The following is a 13,271-nucleotide window of genomic DNA, read 5'->3' as shown; positions in this document are numbered from 1 at the left end:
ATGCGCGGCGCGGCGGTGGCGAACGTGTGGCGTCAAACCGCCGTGACTTGGCTGGCTGACACGTGCAACAATCGCTGGCCGTGAAGACCTTCGAGGATCTGTTCGCCGAACTCGGCGATCGTGCCCGCACTCGGCCGGCCGACAGCACCACGGTGGCGGCATTGGACGGCGGGGTTCATGCTCTGGGTAAGAAGCTTCTCGAGGAGGCCGGCGAGGTGTGGCTGGCTGCCGAGCACGAATCCAACGACGCACTGGCGGAGGAGATCAGCCAGTTGCTGTACTGGACGCAGGTGCTGATGATCTCCCGTGGACTGTCCCTCGACGACGTCTATCGAAAGCTGTGAGCATGCTGCGGGTCGCGGTTCCCAACAAGGGTGCGCTGAGCGAGCCGGCCACCGAGATCCTCGCGGAGGCCGGCTACCGCCGCCGCACCGATTCCAAAGACTTGACCGTCATCGATCCGGTCAACAACGTCGAGTTCTTCTTCTTGCGGCCCAAAGACATTGCCATATATGTCGGTTCGGGAGAGCTCGACTTCGGGATCACCGGACGCGACCTGGTGTGCGATTCCGGTGCACAGGTTCGGGAACGCCTGGCGCTGGGCTTCGGGTCGTCCAGCTTCCGCTATGCCGCTCCCGCCGGGCGGAACTGGACGACTGCCGACCTAGCCGGGATGCGGATCGCCACCGCCTACCCGAATCTGGTCCGGAAAGATCTGGCCACCAAGGGAATCGAAGCAACGGTCATCAGACTTGATGGTGCCGTGGAGATCTCGGTGCAGCTCGGGGTGGCCGATGCCATCGCCGATGTGGTGGGGTCGGGTCGCACGCTGAGCCAGCACGACCTGGTGGCCTTTGGTGAGCCGCTGTGCGATTCGGAGGCGGTGCTCATCGAGCGGGCCGGTACGGACGGCCAAGACCAGACCGAGGCGCGCGATCAACTGGTCGCTCGGGTGCAGGGGGTGGTCTTCGGCCAGCAGTATCTGATGCTCGACTACGATTGCCCGCGCTCGGCGTTGAAGAAGGCCACGGCGATCACGCCGGGGCTGGAGTCACCGACCATCGCCCCGCTGGCCGACCCGGACTGGGTGGCAATCCGCGCCCTGGTGCCGCGCCGGGACGTCAACGGCATCATGGATGAGCTCGCCGCGATCGGGGCCAAAGCGATTCTGGCGTCGGACATCAGGTTCTGCCGATTCTGATCCTGTGGCGGGGCCCACGCTGTGTTAGCGTCCGCTGGGGCCTGATTGCCCATAACGTCTGTCTCAGGAGGGATCGCTGTGACGCATGTCCTTGTTCTGCTGCTGGCGCTGCTTATCGGTGTCGTTGCCGGGTTGCGTTCCCTGACGGCCCCGGCCGTGGTCTCCTGGGCCGCCTTTCTCGGCTGGATCAACCTGCATGGAACCTGGGCATCCTGGATGGGCAATTTCGTGACCGTGGTGATCGTCAGCGTTCTTGCGGTCGCCGAACTCGTTAACGACAAACGTCCCAAAACACCGCCGCGTACCGTGACGCCGGTGTTCGCTGTCCGGATCATTTTGGGCGCGTTCGCCGGCGCGGTCATCGGCACCGCGTGGGGCTACCGGTGGGGCGGGCTTGGCGCTGGGGTTATCGGCGCTGTGCTCGGCACCATGGGCGGCTATCAGGCACGTACGAGGCTGGTGGCTGCCCGTGGCGGCCACGACCTGCCGATCGCGCTGCTCGAGGATTCGGTCGCGGTATTGGGCGGGTTTGCCATCGTCGCCGCCGCGGCGGCCCTATGACACCGCACTTCGACGCGATCGTTTATGCCGCCGGCTCGGTGGGCCACCCTGGATAGGGCGGTGGTGTTCCGCCGAAGGCCGGGCAGCGCTGTTGATGCGGGCACCAATCGCAGAGCCGCGATGGGTTGGGGCGGAAATCGCCTGTCTCGCCTGCGGATTGGATAGCACGCCAAATCGCCATCAACGTCTTTTCGAAACGCAATAGCTCGTCGCGGTCCGGTGAATAGTCGAGCAGCTGGCCGTCGGCCAGATAGATGAGCCGCAGCCGGGTGGGCGGCACGCCGCGCGACCGAAATAGCGCCACCGCGTAGAACTTCATCTGAAACATCGCCTTAAACTCCGCCAACGCCCGCGCCGCCGGCGGCGCCTTGCCAGTCTTGTAGTCGACCACCCGCAGCTCGCCGGTGGCGGCGACGTCAATGCGGTCGATGTAGCCGCGCAACAGAGTTCCGTCGGCCAGTTCGACCTCCACCCGCTGTTCGCAGCATTGCGGGTCGAACCGAGTCGGGTCTTCCAGCCGGTAGTAGCCGGACACCAACGCGCGGGCGTCCTCCAGCAGTTGGGTTGGTTGTCCGGGGTCCAGTTCGCCGGCCAGTTCGGGCTCCGCGGCGACCATCTGGTCCCAAGCGCGCTGCACCAGTGACCTCGCAGTATCCGGGCTGCGCAGCCCCGCGGGTAGCCCATAGAGCTGCTCAAGCGCGGCGTGCACCACCGAACCCCGTAACTGCGCCGCCGACGTCGCCTCGGGTAGCCGGTCGATCGCGCGAAACCGGTATAGCAGCGGGCATTGCTTGAAGTCCGTCGCCCGTGACGGTGATAACGCCGGCCGTGGTGTGGGCGGGTCCGGCTGGTCGGCCATGTCCGCAGCTTAGGGTTGGGCGCCGACAACCCCGAGCACCGATCGCGGCGAGTCGGCTGGCACGCTAGACGGCGTGTCAGCAACCGGCCCATTCAGCATCGGCGAACGTGTTCAGCTCACCGACGCTAAGGGGCGCCGCTACACCATGTCGCTGACTCCCGGTGCCGAATTCCACACTCATCGTGGCTCGATCGCCCACGACGCGGTGATCGGGTTGGAGCAAGGCAGCGTGGTCAAATCCAGCAACGGCGCCCTGTTCCTGGTGCTGCGCCCGCTGCTGGTCGACTACGTCATGTCGATGCCGCGCGGCCCGCAGGTGATCTATCCCAAAGATGCGGCCCAGATCGTGCATGAGGGCGACATATTTCCCGGCGCGCGGGTGCTGGAGGCAGGAGCCGGATCCGGTGCTCTGACCTTGTCTTTGCTGCGGGCGGTTGGGCCGGCCGGACAAGTGATCTCCTACGAACAGCGCGCCGATCATGCCGAACACGCCCGGCGCAATGTGAGCGGCTGCTACGGCCAGCCGCCGGACAACTGGCGACTGGTCGTCAGCGACCTCGCCGACTCCGAACTGCCCGACGGATCCGTTGATCGGGCCGTGCTCGACATGCTGGCGCCGTGGGAGGTGCTCGACGCGGTATCGCGGCTGCTGGTCGCCGGCGGAGTGCTGATGGTCTACGTGGCCACCGTCACTCAGCTGTCGAGGATCGTGGAGGCACTGCGGGCCAAGCAGTGCTGGACCGAACCGAGAGCCTGGGAGACGCTGCAGCGGGGCTGGAACGTCGTAGGGTTGGCGGTTCGGCCGCAGCATTCGATGCGCGGGCATACCGCGTTCCTGGTAGCAACGCGCCGGTTGGCGCCGGGGGCTGTGGCTCCGGCGCCGCTAGGTCGTAAGCGCGAGGGACGCGACGGGTAGCGGGAGACACAGCTGGGAGCCAGTCCACTTAGTCGTCACTGCGGTGCAGGCCCCGGCGCACGGACAGCAACTCGAACTCCGGATGTGCGGCTACCAGACGTTCGGCGTTGTCGAGGACATCGACGGCGTGGCTGCGGTCACCGGACACCACGGCCACACCGATGCCCGCCCGCCGGTACAGATCATGCGAACCGGTCTCGGCGGCCGACACGCTGAATTTGCGCTGCAACTCGGCGACCAGGGGGCGGGTCACCGACCGCTTCTGCTTGAGTGAGCGCACGTCGCCCAGCAGCACGTCGAATTCCAGCCAGCCAATCCACATCGGGAGCTCAGCCAGGGGGAGTCGGTGATGGGGCCGGCGCCGGGCTGGTAGCCGACGGAGTCGAATCCGGTGAGTTACCCATGGCCAGCAGCATTTCCGCGGTCTGCCTAGACAACTGCCAGCCGCCCTTGAAGGACACGAATTCCATGGGAAACGTGAACTCGCGGTTGTCCGGATGGGCAGTGGTGACGACGACGGTGGCCATCACGGCGGACGGCTTGTTGTCCGACCATGCGATGTCGTTGGCCGCGAAGGTCATGGGCATGTAGCCGCCGTCACGCAGTGCGGTGGTGAACTTGTCCAGGGCAGCGGCGCTTTCGGGGGTCGCGCCCTCGATAAGCTGCACCTTGTTGGCGCCTGGTACGGCCGGGTCGGCGAGCCGGGACAGCACATCGATCAGGGCTTCGGGTGCGGGCAGGGGCGTGATCGGCGCGGCCGCGAGCGGGCTCGACGTGACGGGCGGCAGTGACGGGGCAGGCGGCGACGAACGCTTGAACTCAGGGTGTGAACACCCAAAGAGCCCTAACGCCGCCACGATGGTAGCGGCGCCCAGGGTTACACGGATGTTTCGGCGCATCCAGCGACACGCTCGGCTACCGGCCGCTTGTGAATGCAGCAGAAGTCTCGGCGGCGGCCGCCGCACTGATCGCCGCGTCGCCCGCTAGGCCTGTGGCTAGGGATTTCGCGGTCACAGTGCTCCTCTCAAGGTTCGTTTGATCGGCCGGATTCGGGGCCGAGATTACCAGCGACACAAGTTGTTACTTTCCATGGGCATTCGACTGCCAACATGAAGGGCCGATCGCCGGTAGCGTTGGAGTATCCGCCGCGCGATTCCTGGCGTGGGAAAGGAGCGCAACATGGGTGAGTCAGAGCGTTCTGAGGCATTCGGCATCCCCCGGGATAGCCCGCTGTCCAGCGGTGATGCCGCCGAATTAGAACAGCTGCGGCGCGAGGCTGCGGTCCTGCGCGAGCAACTTGAGAACGCCGTCGGATCACATGCCCCGACGCGCTCTGCCCGCGACATACATCAACTCGAAGCCCGTATCGACTCACTTGCTGCCCGCAATTCCAAATTAATGGAAACTCTTAAAGAAGCCCGTCAACAACTGCTGGCGCTGCGCGAGGAAGTTGACCGGCTGGGGCAGCCGCCCAGTGGCTACGGCGTCCTGCTGGCCACGCACGACGACGACACGGTCGATGTGTTCACATCGGGTCGCAAGATGCGCCTGACGTGCTCACCGAATATTGACGCTGCATCGCTGAAGAAGGGGCAGACGGTCCGGCTCAACGAGGCCCTGACCGTCGTGGAGGTCGGCACATTCGAGGCGGTCGGCGAGATATCCACCTTGCGCGAGATCCTGGCCGACGGTCATCGGGCTTTGGTCGTCGGCCACGCCGACGAGGAACGCGTTGTTTGGCTGGCTGATCCCCTGATCGCCGAGGACCTGCCAGACGGCCTCCCTGAGGCCCTCAACGATGACACCCGGCCGCGCAAGCTGCGCCCCGGCGACTCGCTGCTGGTCGACACCAAAGCCGGCTATGCCTTCGAACGCATCCCCAAAGCCGAGGTAGAAGACCTGGTGCTGGAAGAGGTGCCGGACGTCAGCTACGCCGACATCGGCGGTCTGAGCCGCCAGATCGAGCAGATCCGCGACGCCGTGGAGCTGCCGTTCCTGCACAAGGAGTTGTACCGGGAGTACTCGCTGCGCCCGCCCAAGGGTGTGTTGCTCTATGGCCCACCCGGCTGTGGTAAGACGTTGATCGCCAAGGCTGTGGCCAACTCGTTGGCCAAGAAAATGGCCGAGGTCCGCGGCGACGATGCCCACGAGGCGAAGTCGTACTTCCTCAACATCAAGGGCCCCGAGCTGCTGAACAAATTCGTCGGGGAAACGGAACGCCACATCCGGCTGATCTTCCAACGGGCCCGCGAGAAGGCGTCGGAAGGCACTCCGGTGATCGTGTTTTTCGACGAGATGGACTCGATCTTTCGCACCCGTGGCACCGGCGTTTCCTCGGACGTCGAGACCACGGTGGTCCCGCAGCTGCTCAGCGAGATCGACGGGGTGGAGGGACTCGAGAATGTCATCGTGATCGGCGCCTCCAACCGAGAGGACATGATCGACCCTGCCATCCTGCGGCCCGGGCGCCTCGACGTGAAGATCAAGATCGAGCGGCCTGATGCCGAAGCGGCGCAGGACATCTACTCGAAGTACCTGACCGAGTTCTTGCCGGTGCACGCCGACGATCTCGCCGAGTTCGACGGTGACCGTTCGGCCTGCATCAAGGCGATGATCGAGAAGGTTGTCGACCGGATGTATGCCGAGATCGACGACAACCGGTTCCTGGAGGTCACCTATGCCAACGGCGATAAGGAAGTCATGTACTTCAAGGACTTCAACTCCGGGGCGATGATCCAGAACGTCGTCGACCGAGCCAAGAAGAACGCCATCAAATCGGTGCTGGAGACCGGCCAACCGGGACTGCGTATACAGCATCTGCTCGATTCGATCGTCGACGAGTTCGCCGAGAACGAGGATTTGCCCAACACCACCAACCCCGATGACTGGGCGCGGATCTCGGGCAAGAAGGGGGAGCGGATCGTCTACATCCGCACCCTGGTCACCGGAAAGAGCTCGTCGGCCAGCAGGGCTATTGATACCGAGTCCAACCTCGGCCAGTACCTGTAGGGCTCAGGCGGTCACCAGCGAGTAGCTGTTGGTGAGGTCGTCTTGCAGGACGCGGGCCTCCCGGTTGGTAGTGTCGACCCGCAACTCGCTGGTAAGCACGCGGGTATGATAGGACCACCCGGCTGGCAGGTTGAGCCGTTCACCCAGCTTGGGCAGGTCGGCTCGGGACAGGTTGGGGTCCACCACTTGACTCCACGTCTGCATCACCCAGCGCTGTCCCTTGGGGTCCTGCAGTTCGTAGACCTCTTCGCCGGCGTTGAACACAAAGACCGTGTTGCGGCTGACCTGGCTGACGGTGTATGGGGCAGGGTTCATCGATGACAGCAGCACCGTGGCCTGCTGGAGCATCTCGATCCCGCCGAAGGTCTTCGTCACCGGCGGGCCCTGGGGCGCCTTCTCGATGGCGTTCATCAACCAATAGCGCGGACCGTTGAGCAGGGCGGTGGCCGCTTTGTGTTCGGTGGCTAGGGCTTGCGGATCGAGCGCGGACCACAGCTCGGCCGGACAATCGTTGAGCGGGAAGCTGTTGTAAACGGTGGCCTGTGGACCGGCCTCCCCGGGTGTTACGAGAAGGACTTCCCCGTAACGTTGCCCGGACAAGCCGGTTACCCGTTCGGGAGCCGACATCAGGGTGAACCTAGTCATCGACGTGACCGGCGTCAACACCGGCGCACGGCGCGGTCACCACGTTGTTGCGGTAGCGGTTGCGCGCGAGCAGCGCGGTGTGCAGGTCGTCGATCAGAGGGTCGAGGAACATCGCGCGGTACTCGGCGTCGTCGACCGCGCGGGCGCTGATGTACATGAACGTCAGCGCGCCCAGGAAAAGACACATACGGATGAGCGAATCCGGCGCCGGGAACGTCATGCCGAGCACCGTCGTGGTCATCGAATCGTAGTGCGTCCATTCCCGAAGCAGCGGCGGAGTGAGAATGATCATGCCCAGAACGAGGTATATCGCGGCGCCGACGAACGCCACTACCAGGATCTCGACGAGTTGCGAGGCCGCCAGCAGGAAGACCACGTTGAGGCGTTCGGCCCGGGTGAGGGGGAAGCCGGGAGAGGGGTCGCCCATGGTCGCGAAGGGTGTGCCGGCCAGGCTTTGGCTGCCTTGGGGCATCACCGTCGTTGAGCGAAGCAGCGGACGCACCCGTTCCACCGTCTTGGACACGACGAACGCCCCGGCGATGGCGAGCAGAAAAACCATCGCCAGCGTCAGCCGCTCGCCGTTGATGTTGGCGGCCATCAGCCAGACATAGGTGTTGAAGAACACCAATGCCGTCAGTAGCACGATCGGCAGGGCCCGGACCGCCAGCGTGCCGACCGTCGCAAGGTGCTCCAGCGTCATCCGCACCGCCCAGCCAAGCACCGACCCGACGCCGCAGCCGGTCTGCAGCAGCACCAGGCCCACCACGACGGCGGTCCGCAACAGCTGGATCGGGCCGGATTCGATGACGTCGGATGCGGCCGCGAAGGCCACCGCCATGGTCGCCACCGCCGCTTGGCCACGCCCGCTTGACATCTGCGACACCAACCAGCCGACGAGGGAGGCCAGCGGCAGAGCAACCGTGAGCAGCGCCAGGATCACCCATTGCGCTGTCGTCGGCGTCGTGCTGATGAAGACTTCGCCGCCGTCGGTGACGAAGAAGACCGCCATGAGGCAGCCCTCGACCACCGCCCAGGCGGCCAACATCGGAGCCGACCGCGGCCACAGCCGACGGCACCGGCCCCGCATGGTCAGCACCGAGGGCAGACCACGCTTCAAGAACCAGCTTTCAGCCTCCACAATGGCCGCTGCTCGGGCCGCCGGGGGGCGACGGACGGAAAGGCTCATGCCGGCCTACCCTAGCGCCGGGCCCTGCTTGATTGCCCGCCTCCTGCGCGGCCCGCTCCGATGTCCTGGGTCGGCGGGCCCTGCTTGATTGCCCGCCTCCTCAGCGGCCCGCTGCGCGGCCCGCATCGTCGGCGGGCCTAGGCTCTACGGCATGCAGCGGATTATCGGAACGGAGGTCGAGTACGGCATTTCCTCGCCGTCGGACCCGACCGCCAACCCGATCCTCACCTCGACGCAGGCGGTGCTGGCATACGCCGCCGCCGCCGGCATTCAGCGTGCCAAACGCACCCGTTGGGACTACGAGGTGGAATCGCCGCTGCGCGACGCCCGGGGCTTCGATTTGAGTCGCTCGGCCGGGCCGCCGCCGGTGGTCGACGCCGACGAGGTGGGCGCGGCCAACATGATCCTGACCAACGGGGCGCGGCTGTACGTCGACCACGCGCACCCGGAATACTCCGCGCCCGAATGCACCGACCCGCTGGACGCAGTGATCTGGGACAAGGCGGGCGAACGCGTGATGGAGGCCGCTGCCCGCCATGTCGCCAGCGTGCCCGGGGCCGCGAAACTGCAGCTGTACAAGAACAACGTCGACGGCAAGGGCGCCTCCTACGGGTCGCACGAGAACTACCTGATGTCGCGGCAGACACCGTTCTCGGCGATCATCACCGGGCTGACCCCCTTTCTGGTATCCCGGCAGGTGGTGACCGGCTCGGGCCGGGTCGGCATCGGGCCCTCGGGTGATGAGCCCGGCTTCCAGCTATCCCAGCGCTCGGACTACATCGAGGTCGAGGTAGGGCTGGAAACAACGCTCAAGCGCGGCATCATCAACACCCGCGACGAACCGCACGCCGACGCCGACAGGTACCGCCGGCTGCACGTCATCATCGGCGACGCCAACCTTGCCGAGACGTCGACCTATCTGAAGCTGGGTACCACGGCGCTGGTGCTCGACCTGATCGAAGAAGGACCAGCCCACGCAATAGATCTGACCGACCTGGCGCTGGCCCGCCCGGTGCATGCGGTGCACGCAATCTCCCGCGATCCGTCGCTGCGAGCGACCGTTGCGCTGGCCGACGGCCGGGAACTGACCGGTCTTGCGCTGCAACGGATCTACCTGGACCGAGTGGCTAAGTTGGTGGATAGCCGCGACCCGGACCCGCGGGCGGCCGACATCGTGGAAACCTGGGCATACGTGCTGGATCAGCTCGAGCGTGACCCGATGGATTGCGCGGAGCTGCTGGACTGGCCGGCCAAACTGCGGCTGCTCGACGGTTTCCGGCAGCGGGAGAACCTGAGCTGGTCGGCGCCCCGGCTGCACCTCGTCGACCTGCAGTACTCCGATGTCCGGCTGGACAAGGGCCTGTACAACCGGCTGGTCGCGCGCGGCTCGATGAAGCGTTTGGTCACCGAACACCAGGTGCTGAGTGCGGTGGAGAACCCGCCGACCGACACCCGCGCGTATTTCCGCGGCGAATGCCTGCGCCGGTTCGGGGCTGATATCGCCGCGGCTAGCTGGGACTCGGTGATCTTCGACCTGGGCGGCGACTCGCTGGTTCGCATCCCGACGCTGGAGCCGTTGCGGGGTAGTAAGGCGCATGTTGGTGCGTTGCTGGACTCGGTGGACAGTGCCGTGGAGCTGGTAGAGCAACTGACCAGCTGAGCCTCGCTAAGCCTGGTTAGGCCGGGAAACGTTGGTGTTGACCGGTAGGGTAGAGAAAGACAGCGGGCGTGTGACGCGCACCCGCGGCCTTTTGAAAGGCCATGAGGAAGCAGGAGGCGGCGATGGCGCAAGAGCAGACCAAGCGTGGCGGTGGCGGCGGCGATGATGACGACATCGCCGGCAGCACCGCCGCGGGCCAGGAGCGTCGCGAAAAGCTGACCGAGGAGACCGACGATCTGCTCGACGAAATCGACGACGTCCTCGAGGAGAACGCCGAGGACTTTGTACGCGCATACGTCCAAAAGGGCGGACAGTGACCTGGCCGTTGCCCGATCGCCTGTCCATTAATTCGCTATCTGGAACACCCGCTGTAGACCTATCTTCTTTCGCTGACTTCCTGCGCCGCCAGGCGCCGGAGTTGCTGCCGGCAAGCATCAGCGGCGGTGCGCCACTCGCAGGCGGCGATGCGCAACTGCCGCACGGCACCACCATTGTCGCGCTGAAATACCCCGGCGGTGTTGTCATGGCGGGTGACCGGCGTTCGACGCAGGGCAACATGATTTCTGGGCGTGATGTGCGCAAGGTGTATATCACCGATGACTACACCGCTACCGGCATCGCTGGCACGGCTGCGGTCGCGGTTGAGTTTGCCCGTCTGTATGCCGTGGAACTTGAGCACTACGAGAAGCTCGAGGGTGTGCCGCTGACGTTTGCCGGCAAAATCAACCGGCTGGCGATTATGGTGCGTGGCAATCTGGCGGCCGCGATGCAGGGTCTGGTGGCGTTGCCGTTGCTGGCGGGCTACGACATTCATGCTTCTGACCCGCAGAGCGCGGGTCGTATCGTTTCGTTCGACGCCGCCGGCGGTTGGAACATCGAGGAAGAGGGCTATCAGGCGGTGGGCTCGGGTTCGCTGTTCGCGAAGTCGTCGATGAAGAAGTTGTATTCGCAGGTTACCGACGGTGATTCGGGGCTGCGGGTGGCGGTGGAGGCGCTCTACGACGCCGCCGACGACGACTCCGCCACCGGCGGTCCGGACCTGGTGCGGGGCATCTTTCCGACGGCGGTGATCATCGACGCCGACGGGGCGGTTGACGTGCCGGAGAGCCGGATTGCCGAGTTGGCCCGCGCGATCATCGAAAGCCGTTCGGGTGCGGATACTTTCGGCTCCGATGGCGGTGAGAAGTGAGTTTTCCGTATTTCATCTCGCCTGAGCAGGCGATGCGCGAGCGCAGCGAGTTGGCGCGTAAGGGCATTGCGCGGGCCAAAAGCGTGGTGGCGCTGGCCTATGCCGGTGGTGTGCTGTTCGTCGCGGAGAATCCGTCGCGGTCGCTGCAGAAGATCAGTGAGCTCTACGATCGGGTGGGTTTTGCGGCCGCGGGCAAGTTCAACGAGTTCGACAATTTGCGCCGCGGCGGGATCCAGTTTGCCGACACCCGCGGTTACGCCTATGACCGTCGTGACGTCACGGGTCGGCAGTTGGCCAATGTCTACGCGCAGACTCTAGGCACCATCTTTACCGAACAGGCCAAGCCCTACGAGGTTGAGTTGTGTGTGGCCGAGGTCGCGCATTACGGCGAGACGAAACCCCCTGAGCTGTATCGGATTACCTACGACGGGTCGATCGCCGACGAGCCGCATTTCGTGGTGATGGGCGGCACCACGGAGCCGATCGCCAACGCGCTCAAAGAGTCGTATGCCGAGAACGCCAGCCTGACCGACGCCCTGGGTATCGCGGTTGCTGCATTGCGGGCCGGCAGTGCCGACACCTCGGGTGGTGATCAACCCACCCTTGGCGTGGCCAGCTTAGAGGTGGCCGTTCTCGATGCCAACCGGCCACGGCGCGCGTTCCGGCGCATCACCGGCTCCGCCCTGCAAGCGTTGCTGGTAGACCAGGAAAGCCCGCAGTCTGACGGCGAATCGTCGGGCTGAGTCCGAAAGTCCGACGCGTGCCTGGGACCCCGCTGCGACGCGTTAACTGCGCCTAACCCCGGCTCGACGCGTCGCCGACCGTCCTGACTTTTGTCACTGCGGCAGGTTCGGCGACTCTGCGGGGCTATGACCTGCAAAGTCGCATGGCTGCTGGTGCGGATTTGTGCACTAGATTCGTACCGCGCGTTGTGGCGATGTGCTCGGTACCAAAGCTGTCGACCGCGATCACCCACATGGTGATCCACGTAATCAATAATCACATCGGCCACGGGAGTACGGGAGCCGGCTATCAGGCGATGTCGCACATGGAACTCACCCTATTGGTCGGTCGCGCGACGGCCGGGACAATGAAATCTGTTGATACACAGCATGGTTAGCGGTGATGGGGGTGCACGCCTTGAGCCGAGGCGGGAAAATATATGCGCACTCTAGCCGGGTGTTGGGGATCGCACCGTGGGCCCTTCACTGTTGCCCTTGGGACTGCGGACACGTTGCGACGTCTCCAACGGCGACGCCCCCCGTTTCTTAGGATGTTCCCGTATCAAAACTTAGGATGTTCCTTGTATGAAAACGTGGGCTCCCCATCGTAGACGAGTCTGATGGTCCCCTCTTTGTCTAGCTTGGTTACGAGTTCGATGGGCCCCCTCTCCTTGTTCACGTCGGGCACGAGATGGATGGTCTCCTCTTTTGCGTTCTCGTTGTGATAATCGAACACGGTGTTGAGCATCCAGGCCTCGTCGTAGTCGTCGGCCATCTTCGGTGGATCCTCAAACTGCGACGTCGACTGTATTGCCTCTTGCACGGCTTCCCAATAGGTCTCCATCACTAACGCGTCTTGGAACCACATCTGTTCGTAGTCGGCCTCCTTTTCCGCGATCCTGGTGGAGAATTGCCCGAACCAGTTGAATGCCTTCAACGCTATGGTCTGCACGCGGTTCGCGCGCACCATCGCCGGCGGCACCATCGCCGCTCTAGCCTGCTCGTAGGCGTTCGCCGCTGCCGTGAGCTGGGTCGCGGTCCTATGGGCGTGCTCGGCGGTCGTGGTCAGCCACTGCACATACGGCAAGGTCTGCTGTATCAAAGCCTGCGACGACTGACCCCTATACGACTCCAGCAACGTGTCAAGCGCTGACTGCAACCCCACCTTCGTCTTTTCCAGCTCACTGGCCAGAGCGTTCCATCCCTGGGCGGCGGCCAGTATCGGGCCAGAACCCGGGCCGAGATATATCCGGGTGGAGTTGATCTCGGGCGGCAACGCCCAGAAATTGGGCATAATTCGTTACTCCCTTGTACTCGCTGGTA

Annotated in this window: 15 protein-coding genes; 9 read left to right on the top strand and 6 right to left on the bottom strand. The window is 64.7% G+C overall.

All coding sequences use genetic code 11. The features are described from left to right. Positions 1 to 62 precede the first annotated feature (62 nt). The 3 genes from MCAN_RS11230 (at position 63) to MCAN_RS11220 (ending at position 1,762) form a co-directional block, all read left to right on the top strand. The gene (locus MCAN_RS11230; protein ID WP_003899180.1) at positions 63 to 344 is read left to right on the top strand and encodes a phosphoribosyl-ATP diphosphatase; all 282 of its coding nucleotides are present in this window, start codon (positions 63 to 65) and stop codon (positions 342 to 344) included. A gap of 2 nt (positions 345 to 346) precedes the next feature. Then, positions 347 to 1,201: an ATP phosphoribosyltransferase gene (hisG, locus tag MCAN_RS11225; protein ID WP_003411047.1), complete on the top strand. Its 855-nt coding sequence runs from the start codon at positions 347 to 349 to the stop codon at positions 1,199 to 1,201. Positions 1,202 to 1,279: 78 nt separating this feature from the next. Continuing rightward, positions 1,280 to 1,762, top strand: a complete 483-nt coding sequence (locus MCAN_RS11220; RefSeq protein WP_003900471.1) for a glycine zipper 2TM domain-containing protein — start codon at positions 1,280 to 1,282, stop codon at positions 1,760 to 1,762. A gap of 22 nt (positions 1,763 to 1,784) precedes the next feature. On the opposite strand, the gene MCAN_RS11215 is transcribed toward MCAN_RS11220, so the two are convergent. Continuing rightward, on the bottom strand, positions 1,785 to 2,621 hold the full coding sequence (locus tag MCAN_RS11215; RefSeq protein WP_003899178.1) for a RecB family exonuclease: 837 nt from the start codon (positions 2,619 to 2,621) through the stop codon (positions 1,785 to 1,787). 73 nt (positions 2,622 to 2,694) lie between these two features. Here MCAN_RS11215 and trmI point away from each other — a divergent pair, with 73 nt between their 5' ends. After that, entirely contained in the window at positions 2,695 to 3,537 is an 843-nt protein-coding gene (trmI, locus tag MCAN_RS11210) for a tRNA (adenine(58)-N(1))-methyltransferase TrmI (RefSeq protein ID WP_003411041.1), read from the top strand. A 28-nt stretch (positions 3,538 to 3,565) separates the two neighbouring features. On the opposite strand, the gene MCAN_RS11205 is transcribed toward trmI, so the two are convergent. Continuing rightward, complete coding sequence (locus MCAN_RS11205; RefSeq protein ID WP_014001142.1) at positions 3,566 to 3,859, bottom strand: DUF503 domain-containing protein; 294 nt, start codon at positions 3,857 to 3,859, stop codon at positions 3,566 to 3,568. 7 nt (positions 3,860 to 3,866) lie between these two features. Beyond that, positions 3,867 to 4,436 carry a hypothetical protein gene (locus MCAN_RS11200; RefSeq protein WP_014001141.1) on the bottom strand — a complete coding sequence of 190 codons (570 nt, stop codon included), beginning with the start codon at positions 4,434 to 4,436 and terminating at the stop codon, positions 3,867 to 3,869. Between the two features lie 280 nt (positions 4,437 to 4,716). Between MCAN_RS11200 and arc the strand changes: the two genes are divergently transcribed. Further along, positions 4,717 to 6,546, top strand: coding sequence for a proteasome ATPase (gene arc / locus MCAN_RS11195; protein ID WP_014001140.1), 1,830 nt, complete (start codon positions 4,717 to 4,719; stop codon positions 6,544 to 6,546). 3 nt (positions 6,547 to 6,549) lie between these two features. Here arc and MCAN_RS11190 read toward each other — a convergent pair whose 3' ends face one another. Together MCAN_RS11190 and MCAN_RS11185 are read right to left on the bottom strand one after the other, a co-directional pair. After that, positions 6,550 to 7,173, bottom strand: a complete 624-nt coding sequence (locus tag MCAN_RS11190) for a hypothetical protein (RefSeq protein ID WP_003411033.1) — start codon at positions 7,171 to 7,173, stop codon at positions 6,550 to 6,552. Between the two features lie 10 nt (positions 7,174 to 7,183). Then, the gene (locus MCAN_RS11185) at positions 7,184 to 8,377 is read right to left on the bottom strand and encodes a hypothetical protein (RefSeq protein ID WP_014001139.1); all 1,194 of its coding nucleotides are present in this window, start codon (positions 8,375 to 8,377) and stop codon (positions 7,184 to 7,186) included. Positions 8,378 to 8,528: 151 nt separating this feature from the next. On the opposite strand from MCAN_RS11185, the gene dop reads away from it, so the two are divergent. The 4 genes from dop (at position 8,529) to prcA (ending at position 11,969) form a co-directional block, all read left to right on the top strand. After that, entirely contained in the window at positions 8,529 to 10,037 is a 1,509-nt protein-coding gene (gene dop / locus MCAN_RS11180; RefSeq protein ID WP_015288252.1) for a pup deamidase/depupylase, read from the top strand. A 122-nt stretch (positions 10,038 to 10,159) separates the two neighbouring features. After that, a complete protein-coding gene (locus MCAN_RS11175) occupies positions 10,160 to 10,354 on the top strand; it encodes a ubiquitin-like protein Pup (protein WP_003411026.1) in 195 nt (64 codons plus the stop codon). Continuing rightward, positions 10,351 to 11,226 carry a proteasome subunit beta gene (gene prcB / locus MCAN_RS11170; protein ID WP_014001138.1) on the top strand — a complete coding sequence of 292 codons (876 nt, stop codon included), beginning with the start codon at positions 10,351 to 10,353 and terminating at the stop codon, positions 11,224 to 11,226. The genes MCAN_RS11175 and prcB overlap by 4 nt, the downstream gene beginning before the upstream one ends. After that, entirely contained in the window at positions 11,223 to 11,969 is a 747-nt protein-coding gene (gene prcA, locus MCAN_RS11165) for a proteasome subunit alpha (RefSeq protein ID WP_003901330.1), read from the top strand. Before prcB ends, prcA begins: the two co-directional genes overlap by 4 nt. A gap of 541 nt (positions 11,970 to 12,510) precedes the next feature. On the opposite strand, the gene MCAN_RS11155 is transcribed toward prcA, so the two are convergent. Further along, a complete protein-coding gene (locus MCAN_RS11155; RefSeq protein ID WP_014001137.1) occupies positions 12,511 to 13,242 on the bottom strand; it encodes a PPE family protein in 732 nt (243 codons plus the stop codon). Positions 13,243 to 13,271: the final 29 nt, after the last annotated feature.

It is taken from the genome of Mycobacterium canetti CIPT 140010059 (assembly GCF_000253375.1).
GTDB lineage: Bacteria > Actinomycetota > Actinomycetes > Mycobacteriales > Mycobacteriaceae > Mycobacterium > Mycobacterium tuberculosis.
This window is presented reverse-complemented; position numbering and strand designations above follow the sequence as displayed.

What these genes read in the sequence shown, in the direction of transcription:
- hisG (WP_003411047.1), top strand. Translation starts at nt 347, where the DNA reads ATGCTGCGGGTCGCGGTTCCCAACAAGGGTGCGCTGAGCGAGCCGGCC.
- MCAN_RS11215 (WP_003899178.1), bottom strand. Translation starts at nt 2,621, where the DNA reads ATGGCCGACCAGCCGGACCCGCCCACACCACGGCCGGCGTTATCACCG.
- MCAN_RS11205 (WP_014001142.1), bottom strand. Translation starts at nt 3,859, where the DNA reads ATGTGGATTGGCTGGCTGGAATTCGACGTGCTGCTGGGCGACGTGCGC.
- MCAN_RS11200 (WP_014001141.1), bottom strand. Translation starts at nt 4,436, where the DNA reads ATGCGCCGAAACATCCGTGTAACCCTGGGCGCCGCTACCATCGTGGCG.
- arc (WP_014001140.1), top strand. Translation starts at nt 4,717, where the DNA reads ATGGGTGAGTCAGAGCGTTCTGAGGCATTCGGCATCCCCCGGGATAGC.
- MCAN_RS11190 (WP_003411033.1), bottom strand. Translation starts at nt 7,173, where the DNA reads ATGTCGGCTCCCGAACGGGTAACCGGCTTGTCCGGGCAACGTTACGGG.
- MCAN_RS11185 (WP_014001139.1), bottom strand. Translation starts at nt 8,377, where the DNA reads ATGAGCCTTTCCGTCCGTCGCCCCCCGGCGGCCCGAGCAGCGGCCATT.
- dop (WP_015288252.1), top strand. Translation starts at nt 8,529, where the DNA reads ATGCAGCGGATTATCGGAACGGAGGTCGAGTACGGCATTTCCTCGCCG.
- MCAN_RS11175 (WP_003411026.1), top strand. Translation starts at nt 10,160, where the DNA reads ATGGCGCAAGAGCAGACCAAGCGTGGCGGTGGCGGCGGCGATGATGAC.
- MCAN_RS11155 (WP_014001137.1), bottom strand. Translation starts at nt 13,242, where the DNA reads ATGCCCAATTTCTGGGCGTTGCCGCCCGAGATCAACTCCACCCGGATA.